We start from the raw sequence: 24758 nt of genomic DNA, 5'->3' as shown, positions 1-24758 counted from the left end.
GGCGGTCAGAAGGTGCCGCGGAAGGTGAACGAGATGCCGTTGGTGGTGTCGGTGACCGTGACGTCACCGAAGACGACGGACATCGGCGGCGAGCAGTTGGGCTGGAAGGTCGCGGTGAGGGTCAGCGAGAAGTCGGCCTTGCCGTTCTGCACCGGGAAGTCGCCCTCGGAGGCCAGGCTCTGCTTGTTCGCGGCCTTCGGGAAGTTGCCGCCGGGGTTGAGGCACGCGGCCGTCGCGGTGACGACGATGTGCACCTGCGCCAGGTTGCCCAGGCCGGCTTCCTTGCCGCTGACGGTGAGGGAGTTGCCGGAGCGGGAGATCTCGAAGGCGTTCTTGACGAAGTGGGCGCTGCCGGCGCTCGCCGCCGGCACGAGGAACAGCAGCGCGCTGACCGCGGCGGTCAACGCGACGAGGAATCTGCGCATGGGATCGCTCCCGTCGGGGGTGTTGGTGTGGTCGCCGGGGCAGGGCGGGGCGGCCCCTGACACCGTTATGTCGCCCCGGTCACACCGTTCGTTAGCCCGTTCGGGTTAGAAATTTCCGCTGTTCGGGTTAGAAGATCTGGACCGTGCCCACCGGCAGGCCGGGCACGGTGGACAGGTCCAGCGGGGACGGCTTCGCGCCCGCCGCCACCAGGTGCGCCCCCAGGGCGGCGATCATCGCGCCGTTGTCGGTGCACAGCCGGGGCCGGGGCACGCGCAGCTCGATGCCCGCCTCCGCGCACCGCTCGGCCGCCAGGCCCGACAGCCGCGAGTTCGCCGCGACCCCGCCGGAGATCACCAGGGTGTCCACGCCGAGGTCCTTGCACGCCCGGATCGCCTTGGCGGTCAGCACGTCCGCCACCGCCTCCTGGAACGACGCCGCCACGTCGGCCAGCGGGACCTCCTCGCCCGCCCGCTCCTGCCGCTCGACCCAGCGGGCGACGGCGGTCTTCAGGCCGGAGAAGGAGAAGTCGTACTTGGCGTCCCGCGGACCGGTCAGGCCGCGCGGGAACGCGATGGCGCACCCGTTGCCCTGCTTGGCCAGCTTGTCGATGGGCGGACCGCCCGGGTAGGGCAGGTCCAGCAGCCGGGCGACCTTGTCGTAGGCCTCGCCGGCGGCGTCGTCCACGGTGGAGCCGATCTCGGTGATCTTCTCCGCCAGACCCTCCACGAGCAGGAGCTGGGAGTGGCCGCCGGAGACCAGCAGCGCGAGGCAGCGCTGGGGCAGCGGGCCGTGCTGGAGCGTGTCGGCGGCGACGTGCCCGGCGAGGTGGTTGACGCCGTAGAGCGGCTTGTCGAGGGCGGCGGCGTAGGCCTTGGCGGCGCTCACCCCGACCAGCAGGGCACCGGCCAGGCCGGGACCGGCGGTGACCGCGATCGAGTGGACGTCGGACAGCTCGATGCCCGCCTTCTCCACCGCGCGGCGCATGGTCGGCACCATCGCCTCCAGGTGGGCGCGCGACGCGACCTCCGGGACGACGCCGCCGAACCGCGCGTGCTCCTCGACGCTGGAGGCGACCTCGTCGGCGAGCAGCTCCAGCGCCCCGTCCGGGCCGAGCCGGACGATGCCGACGCCCGTCTCGTCGCACGAGCTTTCGATTCCGAGGATGAGCCGGTCAGTCACGGTTCGCGGGCCTTCCCATCGTGTACGCGTCGGCACCCGACGGCTGGTAGTAGCGGCGGCGCACGCCCAGGTGCTCGAAGCCGTGCGCCAGGTAGAGCGAGATCGCGGGCACGTTGTCCGTGCGGACCTCCAGGAACACCGGGAGGCCGAGCTCGTCGGCCTTGGCCAGGAGGGTGCGCAGCAGCGTCTTGCCGACACCGCCGCCCTGGAACCCGCGGTCGACCGCGATGGTGTGGACGCTGGACTCGAAGTCGGTGAGCGCCAGGCCGGCGTACCCGATCAGTTGGTCCTCGAAGTAGGCGCCCACGTAGAAGTTGCCGTTGTCGAGCTCGCTGTGGAACGCGTTCTCGCTCCACGGGTCGTCGCCGGGGAACAGCTCCTGCTCGATCTCGGCGCACCGCCTGGCGTCCTCGTGGCGCAGCGGGGCGATCGTGACCGTCCGAGGGCTCACTTCGTCACCCGCTTCCGCCCCACCGGTTCCACGGCGTCGGGTCGACGCAGGTAGAGCGGGGTCAGCGCGGCCGGGCGGGCGCCGGCCAGGAGCTCGTCGGCGGCGGCCGCGACCAGGGACGTGGGCGACGGGTAGCGGGCGTCGACGGTGGGCAGGCCCAGGACGTCGGCGTAGATCTCCGCGCCCTCCCCCGCGGCGGCGGTCACGGCGGGCAGCTTGGCCAGGACGTCCGCGGGCTTGTCCACGTGCGGGCCGTCGGTGCGGCGACCGGCGGCGTCGTAGGCGGCCCAGTAGACCTCCTTGCGGCGCGCGTCGGTGGCGACCAGCAGCGGCGAGCCGGTCGCCGCGTCCAGCGCGATGGCGTCCGGCGTGGGCACCGGGTAGACCGGCCGGTTGAGCGCCTGGCCGAGGGCGGCGGCCGTGACCAGGCCCACGCGGAGGCCGGTGAACGGGCCGGGTCCCGAGCCGCAGACGATGGCGTCCAGGTCCTTGAGCGTGTGGCCGGCGTCGGCCAGGGCCTCCTGGAGGTGGGGTGTCAGCAGCTCGCCGTGCGCCTTCGCGTTCACCGTCACCCGCTGCGCGAGCAGGCGGGGCGGCGCGTCGGGCGTCAGCTCCACCACTCCGGCGGTGACAGCGGGGGTCGCGGTGTCCAAGGCGAGCACTAGCACGAGGGTCAAGGGTACGGGTGTCGGGCGGGTGGCCTGAAGCACACTGGACTTGACGTGGGCGTCAAGGCGGAGGATCGGCAACGTGCGCATCGGAGAACTGGCACGGCGGGGCGGGACGACCACCCGGGCACTGCGCTACTACGAGTCGCTGGGGCTGCTGACGGCCCGGCGCGGGGCGAACGGGCAACGCGAGTACGACGAGGCCGACCTGCGGCTGGTGACCGAGATCCGGTCGCTGACCGGCATCGGTTTCGCGCTGGAGGACACCCGGCCGTTCGTGGAGTGCCTGCGGGACGGCCACGCCAGCGGCGACTCGTGCCCGGCGTCGGTCGCCGTGTACCGGCGCAAGCTCGCCGAGCTGGACGAGTGCATCGAGCGGCTGGAGGCCGCCCGGAGCCGGGTGCGCACGCAGTTGGCGGAGGCGGAGAAGAGGAGTCGGCCGTGCGCACGTTGACGGATGAGACGTTCGGTGAGGCGGTTGCCGGTGACACGGTGCTCGTCGAGTTCACCGCGAGCTGGTGCCCGCCGTGCCGGATGATCGAGCCGGTGCTGGCGGAGCTGGACGCCGAACTGGAGTCGGTGACCTTCGCGAAGATCGACACCGACGAGAACCCGCGGACGGCCCGGGACCTGGGGGTCATGGGGATGCCGACCTTGCAGCTGTACCGGGACGGGGCGCTGGTGGCCCAGCTCGTGGGGGCGCGCCCGAAGGCGCAGCTGCTGAAGTGGCTGGAGCCGCACATCGGCTGAGGTCCCACACGACTCGCTCCTGAACTGCGCTAGCCTCGTCGGCTTCCAGATCCACGGCCGCGCGGAACGCTTGAGGCGAAGCGAGGGGCGATTACCAGCGGTGAAGACATCCCGCAGAACACGGAGCCCGCGAGATCGGGGTTTCCGGGCTCGATCTTCTTTTGTTCGTACGGCGTGGTCGCGGACACCGCCGCGGTCGTCGCGCTCTCGAAGGAGGGCGCGACGACAGTGGCCATGGTGTTGAGCGCGACCGCTCTGATCGTCAGCACCTGCCTGGTGGTCTTCTACCTGCGCCGACACCAGTCCAAGGTGGCCGCGCTCTGCGCCGTCGTGGCCTTGCTCGGCAGCGGCGTCCTCGGATTCACAGTGCGTGGCCGACCGACGGACTTCGCGGAGGAATGCAAGGCGAGCGGGGTCATATTCGAGCCGCGTCGAGACCAACAGGTCAGGAGTGAGGATGCGCGCACACTCGCGGTCAAAGGTGATGTGAAGGGCCGCGTCTGCAATGGCGAGACGCTATGGCCCTATGTGCGGCTGGTCAGCCAAAGCGGGAACTCCACGTACTTCCAGCAAGACGGACCGTGCACCATCGACGTGCAGGCGGGCTCGTTCCAGTGCCCCTACCTCGGCATCACGAGTGGACCGGGCACGCGGGCGGACCTCCAGGTCTACCTGGCCGACAGCACCCTGACGCGAGTGCTCACCAACAACCGGGTCCGCCACGCCCAGCGGTCGACCCCCGCGCCCAACGGCGAACGTGATGTCGTGACGTCCTCGCAGCCGCCCGCCGCCAAGCTCATGGCCGAGACCTCGATCTTGATCAAGTCCTAGGGGTCCGCGGGGTGGTCCGGAGCACAGTGGGGGTGCGGTCGGCTGTGTTCCCGGTCAAGGTGGGCGGATGCTGCTGCCCGCTTTGGTTTCGACGCCGTCCAAGGTGGCCATCCGGTTCCCCGGCCACGAGTTGACCTACGCCGAGCTCGCCGCGCAGGCGCGGCAGGTGGCGTACGGGCTGGTCGGGAAGCGGCGGATCGCCGTGTGGGCGCGGTCGGACGTGCGGACCTGCGTGGTGGTGGTCGGCGCGTTGTTGGCCGGGGTGCCGGTGGTGCCGCTCAACCCCAAGGTGGGTGAGCGGGAGCTGGCGCACATCCTGTCCGACAGCGCGCCCGACCTGGTGGTGGACCGGGAACTGCCGTCCGGGGCCGAGGTGCCGTTGCCCGAGCCGGACGGGGAAGCGCCGGCGTTGATCGTCTACACCTCGGGCACGACCGGGCCGCCCAAGGGCGTGGTGCTGCCCCGGCGGGCGTTGGCGTCGAACCTCGACGCGTTGGCCGCGGCCTGGGAGTGGACCGCCGACGACGTCGTGGTGCACGGGTTGCCGCTGTTCCACGTGCACGGGCTCGGCATCGGGGTGCTCGGGCCGTTGCGGCGGGGCGGGACGGTGCACCACCTCGGCACGTTCAGCGTCGAGGCGGCGGCCGAGGCGATGGCGTCCGTGGGCACGATGATGTTCGGGGTGCCGACGATGTACCACCGGATCGTGAACGCACCCGAGCACGCCGGGGCGTTCGCGAAGGCCCGGCTGCTGGTGTCCGGGTCGGCGGCGTTGCCGGCCACCGTGCACGAGCGGGTGGCGGAGCTGACCGGGCAGCGGGTGGTCGAGCGGTACGGCATGACCGAAACGCTCATGAACACCAGCGTGCGGGCGTCCGGGGACCGGCGGCCGGGCACGGTCGGGTTGCCGCTGGACGGCGTCGAGGTGCGGGTCGTCGGGGACGAGCCGGGCGAGATCGAAGTCCGGGGGCCGAACCTGTTCCTGGAGTACCTGAACCGCCCCGACGCCACCCGCGACGCCTTCGTGGACGGGTGGTTCCGGACCGGGGACCTCGCCGTGGTCGAGCCGGACGGGTACCTGCGGATCGTGGGACGGCGGGCCACCGACCTGATCAAGAGCGGCGGCTACAAGATCGGAGCGGGCGAGATCGAGAACGCCCTGCTGGAGCACCCCGGTGTCGCCGAGGTGGCGGTCACCGGGGAGCCGGACGACGACCTCGGCGAGCGGGTGGTCGCGTGGGTCGTGCCCAGCGGGGTCGCGCCGACCGGCGACGAGCTGGCCGACCACGTGGCCCGGTTGCTGACGCCGCACAAGCGGCCGAGGGTGGTCCGGTTCGTGGAGTCGTTGCCGCGCAACGACATGGGCAAGGTGTTGAAGCGGGAGCTGCGGTGAACCCGCTCGGCTGGCCCGGGTACGACGACCAGCTGCGGCGGGCGCGCGAGCGGACCGGGAGCGCGGAATCCGTGTCGTGGCGGCGGGACGGCGACGCGGTGGTGGTCGCGTTCGACTTCCGGTTCCTCGGCGGGTCGGTCGGGACGGCGGCCGGCGCGGTGATCGAGGAGGCGTTCGGCGAGGCGCGGACCCGCGGGCTGCCGGTGGTGTCCTCGATCGCGACCGGCGGCAGCCGGATGCAGGAGGGGATGCTGTCGCTGCGGCAGCTCCAGCGGGTGGCGCGGCTGTGCGCGACGCACCGGGCGGCGGGGTTGCCACACGTCTCGGTGCTGCGCGACCCAACCACCGGCGGGCTGTGGGCGTCGCTGGGCGCCGGCGCGGACGTGGTGGTGGGCGTCGAAGGCGCGCAGGTCGGGTTCGCCGGGCGGCGGGTGCGGCCGGAGGACGGTCCGGCCTACACCGCCGAGGGGCAGTTCGCGGCGGGCGTCGTGGACCTGGTGGTGCCCGAGGACGCCGTGGCCGGCCTGGTCCGACGGTTGCTGCCGCTGCTGGCGGGCGGGTCGGCGGTGCCGGCCGAGGTGCCACGGGCGTTGGGCGCGGTCGACCTGCCGGCGGACGGGTGGAGCGCAGTCGAACGGGCCCGGTCGACAACGAGACCACGGGCCGCCCGGTACCTGGACGACTACTTCGAGGACCGGATCCCGCTCAGCGGCGACCGAGCCGGCGGCGTCGATCCGGGACTGCTGTGCGGCATCGGCCGGCGGCACGGCCGATCGGTCGTGTACATCGCCCAAACCGGCACCGCGACCACCCCCGCCGGATACCGAACCGCCAGCCGGCTGATCCGACTGGCCGGACGGCTGGCACTGCCCGTGCTGACCCTGGTGGACACACCCGGAGCGGCCAACGACTCCGCCGCCGAGCGGGCCGGGGTGGGCGCGGCCATCGCCGAGCTGTTCGGGGTGGTCGCGGAAGCGAGGGTGCCGATCACGACGTTGGTCGTGGGGGAGGGCGGGTCGGGCGGGGCGCTGGCGTTGTCCGCGCCCGAGCACACGTGGATCGCGCCGGACGCGTACTTCTCGGTGATCGCGCCGGAGCTGGCTGCCGCGATCCTCAAGCGCGGGGACGTGCGTGAGCTGACCAACGACCTGCGGCTGCGACCGCAGGATTTGGTGCGATTGGGGGTCGTGCGGGGAATCGCCGAGCCTTAGGCAGGATCGCGCAGGTCACCCTCGCGCAGCCCCCGCCGCCAAGCCGCGCCTTCGCTTTCCGACGCGCGCAGGGTGGCTCTTCGCTTTCCGACACGCGCAGCGCGGCTTTTCGCTTCCCGGCGCGCGTAGCGCGCTTTTGTGTGGTGGTCTCAACCACAGGTGGAGGGCCTCGGTTCCCCCGCCGTATGGCCTGCCCGAAGGGCTACCACAGATTTGCCGGGGTGCAGCCGAAAGTTTTTGCGAGGAACGAGCAAAAAGTTTTAGCGGCACCCCGGCAAATCTGTGGTCGGCTCCGCCAGGCCATACGGCGGGGGAACCGACGCCCTTCACCCCCCGCTGGCGGCCTGCCGCGCGGCGAGCGCCGCTTTTGATCTTTTGATCTTAAGAGCGCGCAGCGCGTTCGGCTTGAGAGCGAAGCGTTCCGGTTCAAAGATTAAAAGCGCCTCGCCGGCGGGCAGGCCACCAAAGATGACCCAACTGCCACTGCGGGGGCTTCTTGCTTTTGCCATCTCCGTATGACCTGGCGGAGCCTACCACATTTTCCAGGGGTTGCCGCTAAAACTTTTGCTCGTTCCTCGCAAAACTTTCGGCGGCAACCCCTGGAAAATGTGGTAGCCCTTCGGGCAGGCCATACGGAGATGACAAAAGCAAGAAGCCCAAGTTGGGTTGTGTCCTCACCGGTGGACTGCCACCCGGCAAAGCGGGTGGACTGCCGCTTGTCGGCTTCGCCGAAGAGGCGCGCTGTGGGCTAGGCGGTTACCGGGCCCTTGGGTAGTTCGCGGGTTGTCCATGAGCCGTGGGGGATGAGGTGGGCGGTTCGGATGTCGTTGTCGTGGCGTTCCAGGCGGATCAGGAGGTGGTCTTCGGACAGGCGCTCGGCCAGGCCCTCGCCCCACTCGACCGCCACCACCGCGTCCACCAGGTCGGTGTCGAGGTCCAGGTCGTCCAGCTCGTCCAGGTGACCGCCCAGGCGGTAGGCGTCGACGTGCACCAGCGGCACGCCTCGGCCCTCCGGGGACGGCTCGTGCACGCGGGCGATGACGAAGGTCGGCGAGCTGACCCGGCCGGTCACGCCCAGGCCGTCGGCCAGCCCGCGCACCAGTGCCGTCTTGCCCGCGCCCAGGGGGCCGGCCAGCAGCAGCAGGTCGCCGCCGCGCACCAGTCCGCCGAGCTCGCGCCCGAACTCCTCCGTGTCCTCCACCCTGGGGAGGGTCACGCTCGTCGCCACCACCGCCGCCTGCTTTCCACCCGTTCGACGGCACTGCGCCGAACCAGGCCCACCAGGTGTCCCGTCACCAGGTCGGGCTGTTCCATCATCACCATGTGACCCGCGCCCGGGACGCGGACCAGTTCGCCGTGCGGCATCTCCTCGGACATCCGCTCGGCGTGCGAGAACGGCGTCAGCTTGTCCGCGTCGCCGCTGATCACGAGGACCTCGCAGTGCCGCAGGCCGGCCAGCGCCTTGTACCGGTTGTGCGTGCCCAAGGTTTCCAGGAAGTCGGTGAGGACCTGCACGGTGGTCCCGTCGATCATCTGCTCCATGAGGTCCACCAGGGACGCGGGCACCTTGGGGTCGCCGAACGCCAACGCCCGGATGCCGCTCCACGTGAGCGTGCTCGCGCGGCGCCGGACCCATTCGACCAGGCCCGGCTGGAGACCGGCCAGGCGGCCGACGCCGAGGGTGACCGGGTTGTAGCGGGACAGGACGCTCTTGGGCAGGCCCGCGCCGCCGACCGCGCCCGCCGCCGTGCCGACCAGGGCCACGCCCCGGACGCGGTCGGCGAACAGCTCCGGTTGCTGCTCGGCCAGCGCCATGATCGTCATGCCGCCCATGGAGTGGCCGACCAGCACGATCGGGCCGGTCGGGACGAGCGCGCGCAGCACCTCGTCGAGGTCGCGGGCGAGCTGGTCGATGGTGCTGGCCTCGGCGGCGCCCCGGCCCGACCGGCCGTGGCCGCGCTGGTCGTAGAGGACCTGGCGGACCCGGGGTTCGGTGAGTGTGGCGAGGTCACGGCGTTGGAAGTGCCAGCAGCGGCGGTCCAGGGCGAAGCCGTGCACGAGGACGACGGTCAGGTCCGGCTTGCCGCCGTCCGCCGGGTCGACCTCCTCGACCGACAGCGGGACGCCGTCGTCGGCGGCCACCGTGGACTCGCGGTTCGGGGTGAGCTTGCCGAGGGGTTCGTCGGCCAGCGGGTCGTCCTGCCGGCGGTCCTTGGCGACCTTCTTGTGGTTCGCCGCGACCCCGACCGCGACCCCCGTCGCCGCCGCGCCCAGCACACCGCCGGCCCAGCCGACGGCCTTCCACAGCGTGTTCACCGGTAGGTCCTGGTCACGCGGGGCCGGTACATGCCGGTGACGATCTCGTAGTCGATGGTCCCGGTGGTGTCGGCCCACTCGCGGGCGGTCGGCTCACCGTGCTCACCGGTGCCGAACAGGACGACCTCGTCACCCTCGACCACGTGGTCGTCACCGCAGTCCACGACGACCTGGTCCATGCACACCCGGCCGACCACGGGCCGCCGCTTGCCGGCGAGGAGGACGTGCATGCGGTTGGACAGGCTGCGCGGCACGCCGTCCGCGTAGCCGACCGGGACGAGCGCGAGGGTGGTGTCGGTCTTGGCGGTCCAGCTCAGGCCGTAGGAGACGGACTCGCCGGCCGGGATGCGCTTGGTCAGGGCGACCGTGGAGCGGAACGTCATGACCGGGCGCAGGTCGAACGGGTCGGGGACGGGGTTGAGGCCGTAGATCGCGATGCCGGGTCGGACCAGGTCGAAGTGCAGGTCTTTTCTCGTGAGGAGGGCGGCCGAGTTGGCGATGTGCCGCATCGGGTCGAGGCCGGCGGCGAGCGCGGCGCGGTAGGCGTCGTCGAACCGCTCGGCCTGGGCGTCGGTGGCGGGGTGGCCGGGCTCGTCGGCGCAGGCCAGGTGCGACCAGACGGCCACCACCTCGACCTCGGGCGTCCGCGCGGCCTTCTCCACCAGGGCGGGCCACTCGTCGGGCGGGCAACCGTTGCGGGACAGGCCGGTGTCGATCTTGAGGTGGACGCGCGCGGTCCGCCCGACCCTTGTCGCGGCCTCGGCGACCTCGCACAACTGGCGGACGCTCGCGACGGACAGGTCGACGTCCTGCTCGATCCCGGGCGCGAAGTCGGTGCCGGGCAGGTCCAGCCAGGCCAGCGTGGGCGCGGTGATGCCCGCCTTGCGCAGCACGAGGGCTTCGTCCAGCGAACAGGAGCCCAGCCAGGTCGCCCCCGCCTCCAGGGCCGCTCTCGCCACCTCGACCGCGCCGTGCCCGTACCCGTCCGCCTTGACGACGGCCATCGTCGCGGCGGCGGGCGCGAGGCCGGCCAGCAGGGCGACGTTGTGCCGGAGGTTGTCGAGGTCGATCACGACCTCAGCGCGAGGAGCAGCCATAACACCGTTCATGGTGACACAGGGTCCGGCGCGGCCCCGCCCGGTGCCGCCGCCGGCGGGCTCAGGCCGTCAGCGGGCGCACCGCGCGGATGGCGTCCGGGACCGCCGCCAAGAGCGAAGTGGCGGGGATCGGTGCGCCGTCGGCGGCCAGTTCCGCCGCCAACACGTGCACGCGGGCCGCGCAGCCGGCGGCCAGCAGCGGGTCCAGGCCGGCGGCCAGCAGGGCGCCGATCAGGCCGGACAGGACGTCGCCCGAACCCGCCGTCGCCGCCCACGACGAGCGGGCGCGGTTGACCAGGACGCGGCCGTCCGGGGAGGCGATGACGGTGGTGTGACCCTTGAGCAGGACCACCGCGGCGAACTTGTCGGCCGCCCGCTTGGCCGCGGCGACCCGGTCGTCGCCCACCTCGCCGGCCAGGCGTTCGTACTCGCGGTCGTGCGGGGTCAGGACGAGTGGGGTGTCGGGGTCGCGGGCGTCCCACAGGTCGGGGTTGTTGGCGAGCATCGTGATGGCGTCCGCGTCCGCGCACACCGGCACGCCCACCTCCAGCACGGACCGCAGCACGGCCTCCGCGCCCAGCCCCGTCCCCAGCCCGGGCCCGACCACCCACGACTGCACGCGCCCGGCGTCGGTGATCGTGCCCGTGCAGATGGCCTCCGGCCACCGCGCCCGCACGCCCTCCGCCGCCGCGCCCGCGTACCGGACCATGCCGGAGGTCGCGAGCAGCGCCGCGCCCGTCGCCAGCACGGCGGCACCGGGGTAGGTCGCCGACCCGGCCGCGATCCCGGTCACGCCCTGGGTGTACTTGTCGTCGGTCGGCCCCGGCACCGGCCACGCCGCGCCGACGTCGGAGACCTCCAGTTCCAGCAGGTCCGGCCCGGCCAGTTCGGGCGTCAGGCCGATGTCCACCAGCCGCACCTCGCCGCAGTCGGCCAGCGCGTGCACGGGCTTGAGGCACCCGAACGTGACCGTCACCGCGGGCCGGACGTGCGGACCGCGCACCGCGCCGGTGTCCGGGTCGACCCCGCTGGGCAGGTCCACCGACAGCACGGGCGCGTCGAGGTGCGCCACGTGTTCGGCGGCGTCGGGCCGCAGCGGACCCCGGGCCGACAGGCCGACGATGCCGTCGATCACCAGGTCCACGCCGGTCAACCGCTCGACGACCCGACCGCCGACCCGCCGGAACGCGGCCAACCCGGCGGCGTGCGCCTTGGCCGGGTTCAACAGCACCGCGGACACGGCGACCCCGCGCCGGCGCAGGAAGTAGCCCGCCCACAGCGCGTCGCCGCCGTTGTTGCCCGCGCCGACCAGCAGCCCGACCCGCCGACGCCCGGCCAGCACCTCCAGCGCCACCGTGGCCACGCCGAACGCCGCCCGCCGCATGAGCGCCCCCTCGGGCACCCGCGCCATGACCCGTTCCTCGGCCGCCTTGACCCGCTCGGTGGTCCACAGTCCCCGCATGGCGGAAAGCCTAGGCGCGACTACTCCACGGTGACGGACTTGGCCAGGTTGCGCGGCTTGTCCACGTCGTAGCCCCGGCTGCGCGCGATCTCCGCCGCCAGCACCTGCAACGGCACCGTCGACACCAGCGGCTGGAGCAGCGTCGACACCGCGGGTACCTCGATCAGGTGGTCGGCGAACGGCCGGACCGTCTCGTCGCCCTCCTCCGCGATCACGATGGTCCGCGCCCCGCGCGCCTGGATCTCGCTGATGTTGGACACCAGCTTGGAGTGCAGCACCGCCCGGCCCTTCGGCGACGGCATCACCACGACGACCGGCAGGCCCTCTTCGATCAGCGCGATCGGACCGTGCTTGAGCTCACCCGCCGCGAAGCCCTCGGCGTGCATGTACGCCAGTTCCTTGAGCTTCAACGCGCCTTCCAGAGCCACCGGGTAGCCGACGTGCCGGCCCAGGAACAGCACGGCCTTCGAGTCGGCCAGCTCGCGGCCGAGCTCGCGGACCTGGCCGACGGTGCCCAGCACCTGCTGCACGGCCTTCGGCATGGCCTCCAGCTCGTGGAACTCGCGGGCCACCTCGTCGGGGTACTTGGTGCCGCGCGCCTGCGCCAGCGCCAGGCCGACCAGGTAGTTCGCGGCGATCTGGGCCAGGAACGCCTTGGTGGACGCGACCCCGATCTCCGGACCGGCGTGCGTGTAGAGCACGGCGTCGGACTCGCGCGGGATCTGCGCGCCGTTGGTGTTGCACACCGCCAGCACGCGGGCCTTCTGCGACCGGGCGTGCCGCACGGCCTCCAGCGTGTCGGCCGTCTCACCCGACTGGGACACGGCGACGACGAGCGTGTCGCGGTCCAGCACCGGGTCGCGGTAGCGGAACTCCGAGGCCAGCTCGACCTCGACGGGCAGGCGGGTCCAGTGCTCGATGGCGTACTTGGCGACCAGGCCCGAGTGGTAGGCCGAGCCGCAGGCCACGACGAAGACCTTGTCCACGTCCCGCAGGTCCTGGTCGGACAGCCGCTGCTCGTCCAGCACGATCCGGCCGCCGGCGAAGTGCCCGCGCAGGGTGTTGGCCAGCGCTTCGGGCTGCTCCTCGATCTCCTTGAGCATGAAGTACTCGTGGCCGCCCTTCTCGGCGGCCGACAGGTCCCAGTTCACCGTGAACGGCTTGGCCTGCGCCGGCTCGCCGTCGAAGTCGGTGACCTCGTAGCCGTCGCGGGTGATCACGACGACCTGGTCCTGGCCCAGCTCGACGGCCTCGCGGGTGTGCTCGATGAACGCGGACACGTCGGAGGCGACGAACGTCTCCCCCTCGCCCACGCCCACCACCAGCGGCGAGGAGCGGCGGGCGGCGACGACCGTGTCCGGCTGGTCGGCGTGCGTCACCACCAGGGTGAACGCGCCCTCCAGGCGGCGGACCACGGCGCGCACGCTGGCGGGCAGGTCGCCCGCGGTGTCGCCCTCGGCGTAGGCGAAGGCGATCAGGTGGGCGGTGGTCTCGGTGTCGGTGTCGCTGGCCATCTCGACGCCGCGCGCTTCCAGCTCGGCGCGCAGGGCGGCGAAGTTCTCGATGATCCCGTTGTGCACGACGGCGACCCGACCGGTCACGTCGCGGTGCGGGTGGGAGTTGCGGTCGATCGGGGCGCCGTGGGTGGCCCAGCGCGTGTGGCCCATGCCGGCGGTGCCGGTGAACGCCGCGCGGCCGACCTCGTCGAGCCGGTCCTCCAGGTTGCTCAGCCGGCCCGCCTTGCGCTCGACGGCCAGGCCGCCTTCGCCGTCCAGCACGGCGACACCCGCCGAGTCGTAGCCCCGGTACTCCAGCCGCCGCAGCCCGTCGAGGACGACGTCCAGCGCCGGCCGGTGGCCCACGTATCCCACGATTCCGCACACGCCGCACAGCGTAACCAGACCAGCGGCGTCACCCGAACGGGCCACTTCGCCGGGTTCGCCCAGGTCAGCGCGCTTATTGGTGTAGACCAATCGGCGCGTGCGCGGGTTCGCGGCGATCGACTACCGTTCACGCGGTGAGCGGCTACTCGGCGAAGCAGGTGCTCGACCAGCTGTCCAAGCCCGGCGGGCACCCGGTGCTGCGCGGCGACCTGGCCCTGGTGGGCCTGCCCGGTCTCGTCTACACACCCGCGTCCGGCTTGGGCCTGCCCGCCGTCGCGTTCGGCCACGGCTGGCTGCAACCGGTCACCCGGTACCGGGCGCTGCTGCGCCACCTGGCGTCCTGGGGCATCGTGGCGGCGGCCCCCGGCACCCAGCGCGGGCCGCTCATGTCGTCCCGGCTCCTGGCCGGCAACCTCCGCACCGCGCTGGACGTCTGCACCGGCGTCCGCCTGGGCGAGGGCGACATCAGCGTGGACCCGGACCGCCTGGCCGTCGCCGGTCACTCGATGGGCGGCGGCGCGGCGGTCCTGGCGGCGGCCGACGACCAGCGCGTGCGGGCCGTGGTGACGTTGGCCGCATCCGAGGTCCGACCTTCGGCCTTGGACGCCGCGCGACGGGTGACCGTGCCGGGCCTCCACCTGGCCGCCGCCGAGGACCGCATCGCCCCGCCGGTCGGGCACGCGGAGGCCATCGCGCAGGCGTGGACCGGGCCGGTCCAGTACCGGTTGCTGCCCAAGACGAGCCACCTGGGCTTCGCCGAGGGGCGGCACTGGAGCGAGCTGCTGCTGGACGGCAAGGGCGAGCGGTCGGCCCAGCGCCTGGCGCGGGCGCTGCTCACGGCGTTCCTGCTGCGGGTCCTGAAGGGCGAGAAGAAGTGGGACGTCCTGCTGGAGTCCGACGTGAAGAACGCCCCGCTGGCCTACCAACGCGCCGCCTTGACCCTGCGCTGACTCGCGAGCGTCCAACGGACATGGCAACGGCCCCCGCCGTGTGAGGCGGGGGCCGTCGTCGTTCAGGTCGGTCGGCTCAGGTGAGCCAGCTCTGGCCACCGAAATCGTCGTCGTCGTCCACGGGCGCGGGCCTGCGCGGTGCGGGCCGGGCCGGGGGCGGTGGCGGCGTCGGAGCGGGCGGGGCGACCGGCGGGGGCGGGGTCACCGGGGCCGCCGGGCCGCCCGAGGACCAGCCGTAGCCGGGCTGCTGCTGGGCCTCGTAGGTCGGCTCGTCGTCCTCCGTGCCGAACTGGAACTCGCCGCCCTTCTTCTGGGTCGCCGCGGTCGTGCCCCAACCGCCGGCCGCCTTCTGGGCCTTGCCCGCCTCCTGGATGCGCTCGATCGTCTTCTCCGCGATCGACGCCTGCTTGGAGAAGGCGTCACCCGCCTTGTCCCGCGCCTCCCGGGCGTGCCGTTCCCGCAGCTCACGGCGGTCGGCGGCCTCCCGGTCGATCTGGTCCATGCGGCTCAGCGCCGCGGCGAGGCGCTCAGCGGACGCGCTCATCGACCCTCCTCACCCAGCACACCCTGGACGCGGCTGAGGCTCGCGTCGTCGTCGAACAGCGAGCCGGTGGTGCGCCACTGGCCGGGGCTGCGCTCGGTGTCGCCACCGCCCTGCTGACCGCCGCCCGCCATGCCGCCGCCCATCGGCATCCCGCCGCCCATCATGCCGCCGGCCATCGGCGACCCGGACTGCTGGCCGTGCGAGTCGGTCATGGACGGCAGCGACGCCGAACCCGCCTGACCCGCCTCGGAGGTGTTCATGCTGGACGCCAGACCCTGGTCGGCGCTCCCGGACGGGCTGTTCCACGTGTTGTCCGACGCCGGCGCGCCCCACACGGAGTCCGCACCGCCGAACCCGGTCGGCCCGCCGCCGGCGCCGAACACCGACGCACCGGACGTCGTGGTCGTGCCGCTGGTGTCGTGCGCGACGAACCCCGGCTCGTGGTGGCCGAACTGCGGACCGCCACCGCCGAAGCCGCCGCCGCCCTGGCCGTAGCCGCCGCCCTGGCCGAACTCCGGACCACCGCCGGGCGCGAACCCGCCACCAGGACCGAAGCCACCACCGGGACCGCCCGGCGCGAACCCGCCACCAGGACCGCCCGGCGCGAACCCGCCACCGGGACCACCGATCGGAGCACCGATCGGACCGCCGGCGGGACCACCCTGGCCCGGCCCGCCCTGGCCCGGCGCGAAGCCGGGGTCGGCCGCCACACCCGCCGGGTCGGTGAACCCGACCGCCGGCGTCGGCTGCCCGATCAACGGCTCCGCGCCGCCACCCGGCCCGAACCCGCCGCCGAAGCCGGGGTCCGGAGCGGTCGGCGCACCGCTGAAGCCGCCCTCCTGGCCGAAACCGCCGAACCCGGGGTCCGGAGCCGTCGGACCGCCGCTGAAGCCACCCTCGCCGAACCCGCCGAACCCGGGGTCCGGAGCCGTCGGGCCACCGCTGAAGCCACCCTCCTGCCCGAACCCGCCGCCGAAGCCGGTCTCCGGGGACGCGATCAACGGCTCGCCGACCGGGCCACCCATCGCGGCGCCCACCGCGGCACCGGATTCCTGCCCGATGAGCGTCTCCGCACCGCCCTCGAACGGCATCGCCCGCACGTCCGGCTGACCCGGCGTCACGTCGGCGGGCAGGGTCGTCACGTCGTCGGGGATGGTCGGGATGCCCGCCTTGCCGTCGTCCGGCTTGTCCTCGCCGAACTCGACGCCGTACTCCTCGGGCGTGCCGTCGCCGTTGTCCACGGTCAGGTTGATCTCGCCGGTCAGCGGGTCGACCTCGGCGGTGATCGCCAGGCCGTCCAACTCGATGAGCGCCTTGCCGTCCGCGCCCGCCTCGACCGGGATCGCGCCACCCTCGCCGCCGCCGGCCGTGACGCCGACACCCGGGCCACCGGGCGTGCCACCGCCGGGCGTCGGAGTGCTCCCGGACACCGGGGTCGCGCCGGCCAGCGCGCCCGCCAGCGCCGCGCCGCCGTTCTGGCCGGTCAGGGCCTTGAGCGCGTCGGGGTTGTTGCTGAAGTCGACGTCGTAGGTCTTCGGCTCGCTGGTCGGCGTGTCGACGGTGATCTGCACGTGGCCGCGCTCGTCCGGCTCCGTGACCTTGATCTCGTTGTCGCCGCTCTTGATGGTGACGGTCTCGGGCTCTTCCTCGCCCTTGAGCTTGTCGGGCTTGCCGTCGCCGTCGAGGTCGTCCTTCTTGCCGTCGCCGTCCAGGTCGTCGATCTTGCCGTCGCCGTCGGTGTCGCCGGGGATCTTGACGTCGTCGGGCTTGCCGTCGCCGTCCTTGTCCAGCGGGTTCTCCGGCTTGGGGACCTCCGGCATGCCGCCGCCACCGGGCGTGCCGCCACCGCCGGGCATGCCACCGCCGCCGGGCGGGGTGCCGCCACCACCGGGCGGGGTGCCCTTGCCGTTGCCGTTCCCGTTGCCGTTCCCGTCGTTGCCGCCCTTGTCGTCACCGCCGGACGCGGCCGGGAAGGGGTTCTCGAAGCCCGCCATGTAGGAGGACAACGTCTCCCACTTCTGGTCCACGGAGGACTTCGTGGTCTCGTTCAAGTTCTTGAACTGCGTGTACAGCCCCCAGAACTCGACGTTGAACGACTGCTGGATCCACCGCTTGCACTGGTCGATCGCGTACTTCTTGTTCTCGTCGTTCAGCTTGCAGTCGTCGTCGTTGAGCCGATCGGCGATGTTGCTGCCCATCTTCGAGTCGACCCAGCCGGCGATCTCCCGGACCCGGTCCTTGCTGTAGTCGCCCTCGCCGCGGGCGAACGACACGACCTTCTCGGCCATGTACGTGTCCGCCTGCCCGATCTGCTCCCGGTACATCTCCAGGACCTCGTCCGCCTTGCTCTTGCAGAGCTGGAAGACGCCGGTGACCGCGGTCCGGGTCAGCTCGGCCGCACCGTTCAGGCCGTCGCTCAACTCGGTGATCTTCGGGACGATCTGGTCGCTGTAGTGCTCGTGCGACTTGTCGGCCGCCTGACCCTTCCACTCGCCGTAGAGGCCCTTGAGCTGGGCGTCGACGTCCCCGCGCATCTCGTCGACCTTGGCCTTGGCCGAGCTGAACTCGTCGGCCTCCGCGAGCAGCTTGTGGAAGTCGATCCCGCGCTGCTCGTTGTAGGGCTTCTCGATGTGGTTGCCGTAGTCCAGGTTGGTCGTGTTGCCGAGGCAGTCGCCGGGCCGGTTGTTCCAGATCGGCAGGAACTTCTCGAAGACCTTCAGGCCCGCCTTGCCGACGTCGAACAGCTCGTTGGAGTTCTTCGTGCCCACACCGGACGCCGACGGCGGCTGCTTGCCGTCCAACGCCGTCTTGCCCTCGTTGACGGCCTTGGTCTGCTCGCGGCTGTTGTAGCTCTTGGTCTCGGACTCGGCCTTGGCCTCGGCCATCCGGTCTTCGAGCTGCTTGCTGCTGAAGTTCGGGAGAGCGCCGTACTTCCACGTCTCGGTGACGTCGTAGCGGTCGGCGTACTTCTCCTGCTCGTCGTTGAGGTTGAAGTGGCGGAAGCCGTAGGCCTCCATCAACGACTGCTTCTTGTCCTCGGAGACGTTCGGGTCGTCGAGGACAGCCTTCACTTCTTCCCAGGTCGGCTCGGCCATCAGTACTTGCTCCCCACGTTGCCGGCGTTCTGGGACTCGACGTCACCGTAGGTCGAGGCGCCGGCGGCGATCTTGCCCGCGAAGGACCCGATGGTCGTGGACATGTTGGTGATGCCCTTGCCGAAGTTCTCGATGCCCGACTTGTACTTGGCGAAATGCGCCTTGTGCGCCTCACCGAAATCGGCTTCGGTCGTTTCGGTCTGGCCGACCTTCTTGAGGTCTTCCGCCGTGTCCTTGGCGGCGTCGGAAATGGCCTTCGAGGCCTTTTGCATGGCCTCGGTACTGGTGCCGTAACCGGCCACGGCGCTTCACTCCCCTCCGTGGCGCGACGGCCACGACCCTCTACCGAACTCGTCCGTTACGACGTGACGCTTCGGCGCCCGGTTCCCATCGTGGCAGCCTGCGGGACGTCCCGACGCCTGTTCGGACGCGTTCCTTGCAGGTGTAAACGCGGTGTGCCCTAGCGGGGCGGCTGCCCCTGTCCAGGCGGCGGGAACTGGCCCGGCGGCGGACCGTACTGCCCCGGCTGACCGAACTGCCCGTACGGCTGTTGCTGCCCATAGGGCTGCTGAGGGCCATAGGGGTGCTGCGGCGCACGGCTCTTGCTCTTCTTCACCATCACCACGACGAGGACCACCACGGCGACCACGATCAGCAACAGCAGAGCGAGCGGGATGAACCCGATGCGAAACACGAAGCACCCCCGGACCGGTGAACTCAGCCCACCGAGGAAACCACACCCGCCAAGCGCTGCGCCGCCGACTCCGCCAGTTCGTGGGTGGGGGCCTCCACCATCACCCGCACGAGCTGCTCCGTCCCGGACGGGCGCAGCAGCACGCGGCCGGTGTCGCCCAGCTCGGCCTCCACCGCCGCCACGGCCTCGCTGACCGCCGTGTCCTTCGCCACCCGCGCCTTGTCCGCGACCACGACGTTCACCAGCACCTGCGGCAGCCGGCGCATCACGCCCGCCAGCTCGGCCAGCGGCTTGCCGGTCTCGGCCATGCGCGCCATCAGCCGCAGCGCGGTGAGCAGGCCGTCGCCGGTGGTGGCGTGCGCGGGCAGCACCACGTGCCCGGACTGCTCGCCGCCCAGCGCGTACCCGCCGGCGCGCAGCTCCTCCAGCACGTACCGGTCGCCCACGGCGGCGGTGCGCAGCGTGATGCCGTGCTCCCGCATCGCCAGGTGCAGGCCCAGGTTGCTCATCACGGTGGCGACCAGGGTGTCGTCGGTCAGCTCGCCGGACTCCTTCATCGCGATCGCCAGGACCGCCATGATCTGGTCGCCGTCGACGTCGTTGCCGTCCGCGTCCACGGCCAGGCAGCGGTCCGCGTCACCGTCGTGCGCGATGCCCAGGTCGGCGCCGTGCTCCCGCACCGCCGCGCGGACCTGCTCGAGGTGGGTGGAGCCGCAGCCGTCGTTGATGTTCAGGCCGTCCGGGTGGGTGTGGATCTCGACGACCTCGGCGCCCGCGCGGCGGTAGGCGTCCGGGGCGGCCACGGAGGCGGCGCCGTTCGCGCAGTCCACGACCACCTTGAGGCCCTCCAGGCGGTGCGGCGTCACCTTCAGCAGGTGCTGCACGTACTGGCCCTCGGCGTCCTCGACGTCCCGCACGCGGCCGATGCCCGCGCCGGTCGGGCGGTGCTCCAGCGCGCCCATCTTCTGCTCGATCTCGTCCTCGACGGAGTCCGGCAGCTTGTGCCCGCCCGCCGCGAACAGCTTGATCCCGTTGTCGGGCATCGGGTTGTGCGAGGCGGAGATCATCACGCCGACGTCCGCACCCAACGCGGCGACCAGGTGCGCGACCGCCGGCGTCGGCAGGACACCCGCCCGCAGCACGTCCGCACCCGCCGACGTGAGCCCCGCCACCACGGCGGCCTCCAGCATCTCGCCGCTGGCCCGCGGGTCGCGGCCGACCACGGCGACCGGGCGGTGGGACCGGTCGTGTTCGGCGAGCACGCGGGCCGCGGCGGCAGCCAGCGACAACGCCAGCTCCGGGGTCAGGTCGGCGTTCGCCAGACCACGCACACCGTCAGTGCCGAACAGCCGACCCATGATCGCCTGACCTCCGTGATGAACCACACAACATTGGGCGGAACGCACTGCGGGAGCAGCAGTTCGACGAAGAACTGGCTGCTCCCGCAGGGTAGTGCTCTGGTGCCGACCGCGAGGTCAGCGCTTGCTGTACTGAGGCGCCTTGCGGGCCTTCTTGAGGCCGTACTTCTTCCGCTCCTTGACCCGGGGGTCACGGGTGAGGAAGCCGGCCTTCTTCAGCACCGGGCGGTCCTCGGAGTCCACGGCGACGAGCGCGCGGGCGATCGCGAGGCGCAGCGCGCCGGCCTGACCGGTGATGCCGCCGCCGCTGAGGTTCGCGATGACGTCGAACGTCTCCGGCTTCTCGGTCGTCACCAGGGGCTCGCGGATGAGCTGCTGGTGCACCTTGTTCGGGAAGTAGGTCTCCAGGGACTTCCCGTTCAGGGTGAACTTGCCGGTGCCGGGCAGCAGGCGCACGCGGACGATGGCCTCCTTGCGGCGGCCGACGGTCTGCGCGAGGTGGTGAGCGCCGGCGCTGAGCACGGGGCGCACGACGGGCGCGGGAGCGGGCTCGGCGGCCTCGTCCTCGGCACCGTCGACATCGGACTCGACGGCGTCGACGGCGGTCTCCGCCTCGACGGCCTCGGTCTCGACCTCAGGGGTGGTCACGTCGTTTTCCTCGGAGTACGGCTCGGTCACTGGGCGACCTTCTTGATCTCGAACGGCTGCGGCTGCTGCGCCGCGTGCGGGTGGGTCGGGCCCGTGTAGACCTTGAGCTTGCCGGCGATCACACGGCCGAGGCGGTTCTTGGGCAGCATGCCCTTGATGGCCTTCTCGACCAGCCGGTCGGCCCGGGTGTCGAGCACCTCACCGAACGACTTCTGGCGAAGACCGCCCGGGTGGCCGGAGTGCCGGTACACGAACTCCTGGTCACGCTTGTTGCCGGTCAGCGCCACCTTGTCCGCGTTGATGATGATGACGAAGTCACCGGTGTCAACGTGGGGGGCGTAAGTCGGCTTGTGCTTGCCGCGCAGCAGCGTCGCGGCCTGGGTGGCGAGCCGGCCGAGCACCACGTCCTGGGCGTCGATCACGTGCCAGGCTCGGGTCACCTCGCCGGGCTTCGGGCTGTACGTGCGCACGGGTCTACCTCGTCGTCACTTGCGTCTGGGGTCATTGCGGCGGCTGCTCAGGCTCCAGACACCCCAGACGGGCAGGTGGACCAGAACACGAGGCACGCGGAAGCGCACCGGGTACCGCACAACAACGTAAGAAGATACCGGTAGGCCCACGTCCGGGTCAAAACGACCCCCGCCAACCGGGCTGAACACGCCCGGACGACCGTTGCGGGACCGTCCGGAACAGGGCGAGACCCCCGGGCCTTCGAAGAGCCCGGGGGTCTCGCGAGTCACACTGTGGTGACGCGAGTCACCAGCGCTTGAGGTTCTGCTGCTCGGCGGCCTGGTAGGCCTCGGTGGCCTGCTGCACGGCGACACCGATGGAGGCGAGCACGGACTGGAGGTCGGCGGCGGCGGTGTCCCACGCGCGCTGCTTCTCCATGTAGGCCTCGGACGCCGCACCTTCCCACAGGTTGATGATCGGCTGGAGGCGGCTCTTCAGGTCCTCGAGCTGCTGCTCGACCTGGCCCGCCTGGGAGCTGATGGAGCCGGCGGCGTTGCCGAGTTCGGCGAAGCTGACCTTGATGTGGTCGTTCATTTTCTCCCCTAAAGACTATTGGTACTGCCGAAGCTGGATGGAAAGAGAATGCTGGCGAAGCAGTCCGAGCGACTCAGAACCCGCCGGCGAGGCGGCTGGTCAGGCTGCTCATGGACGAGTTCTGCTCCTCTTCCTGACGGGCGTAGATGTCGGCCGTACCGCTGATCTGCTCGGCGATGCCACGCAGCGCCTCCTGGAGCTTGCGGGCGTCCTCGTCGAAGCGCGTCATCAGCGTGTTGAACGCGGTGGCCGCCGCACCCTGCCAGCTCGCGCTGACCTGGTCCACGGTGCCGCGGACCTGGCTCAGGATGCCCTGAACGCTCTCGTCGACCGAGATGATGTCCTTGGCAGCCTGGACCAGCTCGTCGGTTCCAGTGGTGTAACCAGCCATTGGGAGATACCCCCTTCGTAGCGATTAGGCCGTACCCGTTCTCGCTTGGTACGCCCCTTCCGACGCAGACCCTGCCACGATCGGTTCCACCCTGTCGCGACTTCTTCGGAAGTAGTTGCGCTAGTAAACGGAACCCCGCAGCGAGACGGCTCAGTAGAGGATTCGCGCTTGCGAAAAGTCCTCGTCATCGCCCCTTTCGGGCGGCAGCTGACCACTCGGACCGGCGACGGCCCGCGCACCGGTCATCGGCGGTGGCGGCGCGGAATTTGCATTCGCGTCCGTTCGCTTCTGCGATTCTTCCGGCGGCGAGAGCAGTTCGGCACCGGAAGGCAACCGCTCGACTGGCAACCCGTGGTCTTCCCGAAACCCGGTGGCCACCCGCCGCACGTCCTCGGAGGTCGGCCGCTGGGCTTCGGGCCGGACCTGCTTGGCCCGAGCCTGGTCGGCCAGCTCGCGGTTCCGGTTGCGCTGGGCCGCGTTCGCCGCAGACGCCGCCGACGCCGCCCGCCGACCTCTGGTCACCGCCGCCTCGACATCGGAGCGGAACCTGGCGAACGCCTCCGGGATGCCGGTCATCACACTTCCCTCAACTGGTCACGGTCAGCGTGCGGACGACCTGCTCGCACGCCGGGCGGACCCGCTCCTCACCGGAGGCCGGGAACTGGCAGCCGACGCTCACCTGGGCGTCGTCCTGCAAGATCACGTACCAGTCGACGGTGAAGGTGTCCGCCTCTTCCCGGTAGTAAACGACACTCTTGCCCCCGAAGTCGGCCGAAGCGTCGAAACCGGACACGTTCTGCCGCTTGTCGTACCCCTCCCGCAACTCCCGCTCGGCCCGCGCGCGGTCTTGAGTCGCGTTGTAGGTCAGCTTGTTCTCGTTGACCGCGATCACGTCCAGCGGGGACGACGGCGCCTCGGGCTTGAGCAGCACCTCACGCTTCTTCGGGTCCCCACCGGTCTGGATCCAGTCGACCGGCGCGGTGAAGTTGTAGTCGTACTGAGCGATCGTCTTGCCCTGCGGCGCGCTGGACGAGGTCGTGGTCGGCGTCCCGGTGTTGTCCTTGCGCGTCAACGCGTAAGCCACCGACGCCCCGATCAGGGCGATCAGCAGCACCACTCCACCCACGACCAACGGCACACGACTCTTCTTCCGCGCCGGCGGCGGCGCGGGCGGGAAATATGCGGGCTGCGGAAACCCACCGGGCGGGGACGCCGTGATCCGCCGGGTGATCTTGCGAGTCGAGTCGCCGGTGATCTTCTGCGTGACATCACCCTGGCTCGGCAACGCTCCCGTCCGCAGAGGGTCGGTGCTGACCGCCCGCAACGCACCTCGGGCGACCACAGTCTCCGGCTGGTCGATGCTGGTCGGCACCACCCCGGACTGCTCCAACACCAGCCGAGCAACCAGCGGAATCCGACTCGACCCACCCACCAGGAACACCCCGGCCAACCCGCGCGGATCCAACCCGGCATCCCGCACGACCGACGTCACCAGCGCGGCAGCCCGGTGCAACGGCGCGTCGATCAACCGCTCCAGGTCGGCTCGCGTCACATGGGCATCAGGAAACGGCGGCGGCATCGGCACATCGGTGTACGAGTGCCGGGACAACGTCTCCTTGGCACCCCGCACGTCCTGTCGCAGGACCCGCCGCTTCCGCCGATCGGCCATCTCCCGACCCTCGACGAGCTGCCGCCACGCCTCTGGATCCCCTGGCCCGACCAACGTGCCGATGTGCTCCAGCAAGGCCTGGTCGATGTCCGCGCCACCAAAACTCGGGTCTCCCTTGGTGGCCAGCACCCGGAACGTCCCTCCGGACCGTGCCACGACACTCGCGTCCACAGTGCCGCCACCCAGGTCCAGGACCGCCAACGCGGCCCCCTCGGCGATCGCGTGCGTGGCCGAGTGGAACACCGCCGCCGCGACCGGCTCGGGCACCAGCCGAACCTCCTGCCCCAACCCCCGCGCGGCCTGCAACAACACCCGAGTCCGGATGGCACCCCAGTCCGCCGGATGAGTGAGCACCAGCAGGTCGACGCGGGCGCCACCGGCCACGTGCCGAGCCTCGCTCACCGCCCGCGTCAACACCGCCCTGACCACGTCCACGACCGGCAACACCGAGGTCCCCAGCAGCAGCTCGCCCTCATCGACCCGCCGCTTGGGATGGGGCTCGTACCGAGCGGGGTCCACGGCCGCCTGCCGCTCCGCCTCCTGCCCGACGAACAACGTCCCGTCCGCCGCGGCGAACACGGCAGAGGGCACGATGGGCTGGCCGTCCACCACCACGACCTGCGGTTCCCGGTTGTCGACCGAGATCGCCACGCAGGTGCTGGACGTGCCGAAGTCCACCGCCACGCGCAAGCTCATCG

General features: G+C 71.5%; 26 protein-coding genes. 6 read left to right on the top strand and 20 right to left on the bottom strand.

The window, feature by feature from the left end; all coding sequences use genetic code 11:
• Positions 1–5 precede the first annotated feature (5 nt).
• The 4 genes from DFJ66_RS27035 to tsaB form a co-directional block, all read right to left on the bottom strand.
• Positions 6–425, bottom strand: a complete 420-nt coding sequence (locus DFJ66_RS27035) for a hypothetical protein (protein WP_121225021.1) — start codon at positions 423–425, stop codon at positions 6–8.
• A gap of 127 nt (positions 426–552) precedes the next feature.
• Positions 553–1605, bottom strand: a complete 1053-nt coding sequence (gene tsaD / locus DFJ66_RS27030) for a tRNA (adenosine(37)-N6)-threonylcarbamoyltransferase complex transferase subunit TsaD (protein ID WP_121225019.1) — start codon at positions 1603–1605, stop codon at positions 553–555.
• Complete coding sequence (rimI, locus tag DFJ66_RS27025; protein ID WP_121225017.1) at positions 1598–2056, bottom strand: ribosomal protein S18-alanine N-acetyltransferase; 459 nt, start codon at positions 2054–2056, stop codon at positions 1598–1600. The genes tsaD and rimI overlap by 8 nt, the downstream gene beginning before the upstream one ends.
• Positions 2053–2724: a tRNA (adenosine(37)-N6)-threonylcarbamoyltransferase complex dimerization subunit type 1 TsaB gene (gene tsaB, locus DFJ66_RS27020; protein ID WP_121231794.1), complete on the bottom strand. Its 672-nt coding sequence runs from the start codon at positions 2722–2724 to the stop codon at positions 2053–2055. The genes rimI and tsaB overlap by 4 nt, the downstream gene beginning before the upstream one ends.
• 82 nt (positions 2725–2806) lie before the next feature.
• Between tsaB and DFJ66_RS27015 the strand changes: the two genes are divergently transcribed.
• From DFJ66_RS27015 to DFJ66_RS26995, 5 genes are all read left to right on the top strand, one after another.
• A complete protein-coding gene (locus DFJ66_RS27015) occupies positions 2807–3178 on the top strand; it encodes a MerR family transcriptional regulator (protein ID WP_121225015.1) in 372 nt (123 codons plus the stop codon).
• Positions 3166–3474: a thioredoxin family protein gene (locus tag DFJ66_RS27010; protein WP_121225013.1), complete on the top strand. Its 309-nt coding sequence runs from the start codon at positions 3166–3168 to the stop codon at positions 3472–3474. Before DFJ66_RS27015 ends, DFJ66_RS27010 begins: the two co-directional genes overlap by 13 nt.
• Before the next feature lie 174 nt (positions 3475–3648).
• Positions 3649–4305: a hypothetical protein gene (locus DFJ66_RS27005; RefSeq protein ID WP_121225011.1), complete on the top strand. Its 657-nt coding sequence runs from the start codon at positions 3649–3651 to the stop codon at positions 4303–4305.
• A gap of 67 nt (positions 4306–4372) precedes the next feature.
• Positions 4373–5698 (top strand): acyl-CoA synthetase, encoded by a 1326-nt coding sequence (locus tag DFJ66_RS43630; RefSeq protein WP_121225009.1) that lies wholly within the window; start codon positions 4373–4375, stop codon positions 5696–5698.
• Positions 5695–6909 carry a carboxyl transferase domain-containing protein gene (locus DFJ66_RS26995; RefSeq protein WP_121225007.1) on the top strand — a complete coding sequence of 405 codons (1215 nt, stop codon included), beginning with the start codon at positions 5695–5697 and terminating at the stop codon, positions 6907–6909. The genes DFJ66_RS43630 and DFJ66_RS26995 overlap by 4 nt, the downstream gene beginning before the upstream one ends.
• 748 nt (positions 6910–7657) lie before the next feature.
• On the opposite strand, the gene tsaE is transcribed toward DFJ66_RS26995, so the two are convergent.
• The 5 genes from tsaE to glmS form a co-directional block, all read right to left on the bottom strand.
• Complete coding sequence (tsaE, locus tag DFJ66_RS26990) at positions 7658–8140, bottom strand: tRNA (adenosine(37)-N6)-threonylcarbamoyltransferase complex ATPase subunit type 1 TsaE (RefSeq protein ID WP_121225005.1); 483 nt, start codon at positions 8138–8140, stop codon at positions 7658–7660.
• Positions 8122–9225 (bottom strand): alpha/beta fold hydrolase, encoded by a 1104-nt coding sequence (locus tag DFJ66_RS26985; protein ID WP_121225003.1) that lies wholly within the window; start codon positions 9223–9225, stop codon positions 8122–8124. Before DFJ66_RS26985 ends, tsaE begins: the two co-directional genes overlap by 19 nt.
• Positions 9222–10322, bottom strand: coding sequence for an alanine racemase (gene alr, locus DFJ66_RS26980; RefSeq protein ID WP_121225001.1), 1101 nt, complete (start codon positions 10320–10322; stop codon positions 9222–9224). Before alr ends, DFJ66_RS26985 begins: the two co-directional genes overlap by 4 nt.
• Positions 10323–10383: 61 nt before the next feature.
• Entirely contained in the window at positions 10384–11784 is a 1401-nt protein-coding gene (locus DFJ66_RS26975) for an NAD(P)H-hydrate dehydratase (RefSeq protein WP_121224998.1), read from the bottom strand.
• Between the two features lie 20 nt (positions 11785–11804).
• Positions 11805–13667, bottom strand: a complete 1863-nt coding sequence (gene glmS / locus DFJ66_RS26970) for a glutamine--fructose-6-phosphate transaminase (isomerizing) (protein ID WP_121224996.1) — start codon at positions 13665–13667, stop codon at positions 11805–11807.
• 134 nt (positions 13668–13801) lie between these two features.
• Between glmS and DFJ66_RS26965 the strand changes: the two genes are divergently transcribed.
• Positions 13802–14617 carry a dienelactone hydrolase family protein gene (locus DFJ66_RS26965; RefSeq protein ID WP_121224995.1) on the top strand — a complete coding sequence of 272 codons (816 nt, stop codon included), beginning with the start codon at positions 13802–13804 and terminating at the stop codon, positions 14615–14617.
• A gap of 76 nt (positions 14618–14693) precedes the next feature.
• Here DFJ66_RS26965 and DFJ66_RS26960 read toward each other — a convergent pair whose 3' ends face one another.
• From DFJ66_RS26960 to DFJ66_RS26905, 11 genes are all read right to left on the bottom strand, one after another.
• Positions 14694–15161 (bottom strand): hypothetical protein, encoded by a 468-nt coding sequence (locus DFJ66_RS26960; protein ID WP_121224993.1) that lies wholly within the window; start codon positions 15159–15161, stop codon positions 14694–14696.
• Complete coding sequence (locus DFJ66_RS45130; protein ID WP_170199678.1) at positions 15158–18256, bottom strand: WXG100 family type VII secretion target; 3099 nt, start codon at positions 18254–18256, stop codon at positions 15158–15160. The genes DFJ66_RS26960 and DFJ66_RS45130 overlap by 4 nt, the downstream gene beginning before the upstream one ends.
• Positions 18256–18558, bottom strand: a complete 303-nt coding sequence (locus DFJ66_RS26945; protein ID WP_121224991.1) for a hypothetical protein — start codon at positions 18556–18558, stop codon at positions 18256–18258. The genes DFJ66_RS45130 and DFJ66_RS26945 overlap by 1 nt, the downstream gene beginning before the upstream one ends.
• Positions 18559–18716: 158 nt before the next feature.
• The gene (locus tag DFJ66_RS26940; RefSeq protein ID WP_121224988.1) at positions 18717–18950 is read right to left on the bottom strand and encodes a hypothetical protein; all 234 of its coding nucleotides are present in this window, start codon (positions 18948–18950) and stop codon (positions 18717–18719) included.
• 23 nt (positions 18951–18973) lie between these two features.
• Complete coding sequence (gene glmM / locus DFJ66_RS26935; RefSeq protein WP_121224986.1) at positions 18974–20308, bottom strand: phosphoglucosamine mutase; 1335 nt, start codon at positions 20306–20308, stop codon at positions 18974–18976.
• Between the two features lie 117 nt (positions 20309–20425).
• Complete coding sequence (gene rpsI, locus DFJ66_RS26930; RefSeq protein ID WP_121231792.1) at positions 20426–20956, bottom strand: 30S ribosomal protein S9; 531 nt, start codon at positions 20954–20956, stop codon at positions 20426–20428.
• 26 nt (positions 20957–20982) lie between these two features.
• Positions 20983–21426 (bottom strand): 50S ribosomal protein L13, encoded by a 444-nt coding sequence (gene rplM / locus DFJ66_RS26925; protein ID WP_121224984.1) that lies wholly within the window; start codon positions 21424–21426, stop codon positions 20983–20985.
• Between the two features lie 286 nt (positions 21427–21712).
• Positions 21713–22000 (bottom strand): WXG100 family type VII secretion target, encoded by a 288-nt coding sequence (locus DFJ66_RS26920; RefSeq protein WP_121224982.1) that lies wholly within the window; start codon positions 21998–22000, stop codon positions 21713–21715.
• A 73-nt stretch (positions 22001–22073) separates the two neighbouring features.
• Positions 22074–22391 carry a WXG100 family type VII secretion target gene (locus tag DFJ66_RS26915; protein WP_121224980.1) on the bottom strand — a complete coding sequence of 106 codons (318 nt, stop codon included), beginning with the start codon at positions 22389–22391 and terminating at the stop codon, positions 22074–22076.
• 150 nt (positions 22392–22541) lie between these two features.
• The gene (locus DFJ66_RS26910) at positions 22542–22967 is read right to left on the bottom strand and encodes a hypothetical protein (RefSeq protein WP_121224978.1); all 426 of its coding nucleotides are present in this window, start codon (positions 22965–22967) and stop codon (positions 22542–22544) included.
• Positions 22968–22977: 10 nt separating this feature from the next.
• Entirely contained in the window at positions 22978–24756 is a 1779-nt protein-coding gene (locus tag DFJ66_RS26905; protein WP_121224976.1) for a type VII secretion-associated protein, read from the bottom strand.
• Between the last annotated feature and the right edge of the window lie 2 nt (positions 24757–24758).

Origin of the sequence: Saccharothrix variisporea (assembly GCF_003634995.1) — a bacterium.
Classification (GTDB): domain Bacteria; phylum Actinomycetota; class Actinomycetes; order Mycobacteriales; family Pseudonocardiaceae; genus Actinosynnema; species Actinosynnema variisporeum.
The sequence above is the reverse complement of the archived record's forward strand: the minus strand, read 5'-3'. Positions and strand labels throughout refer to the sequence as shown.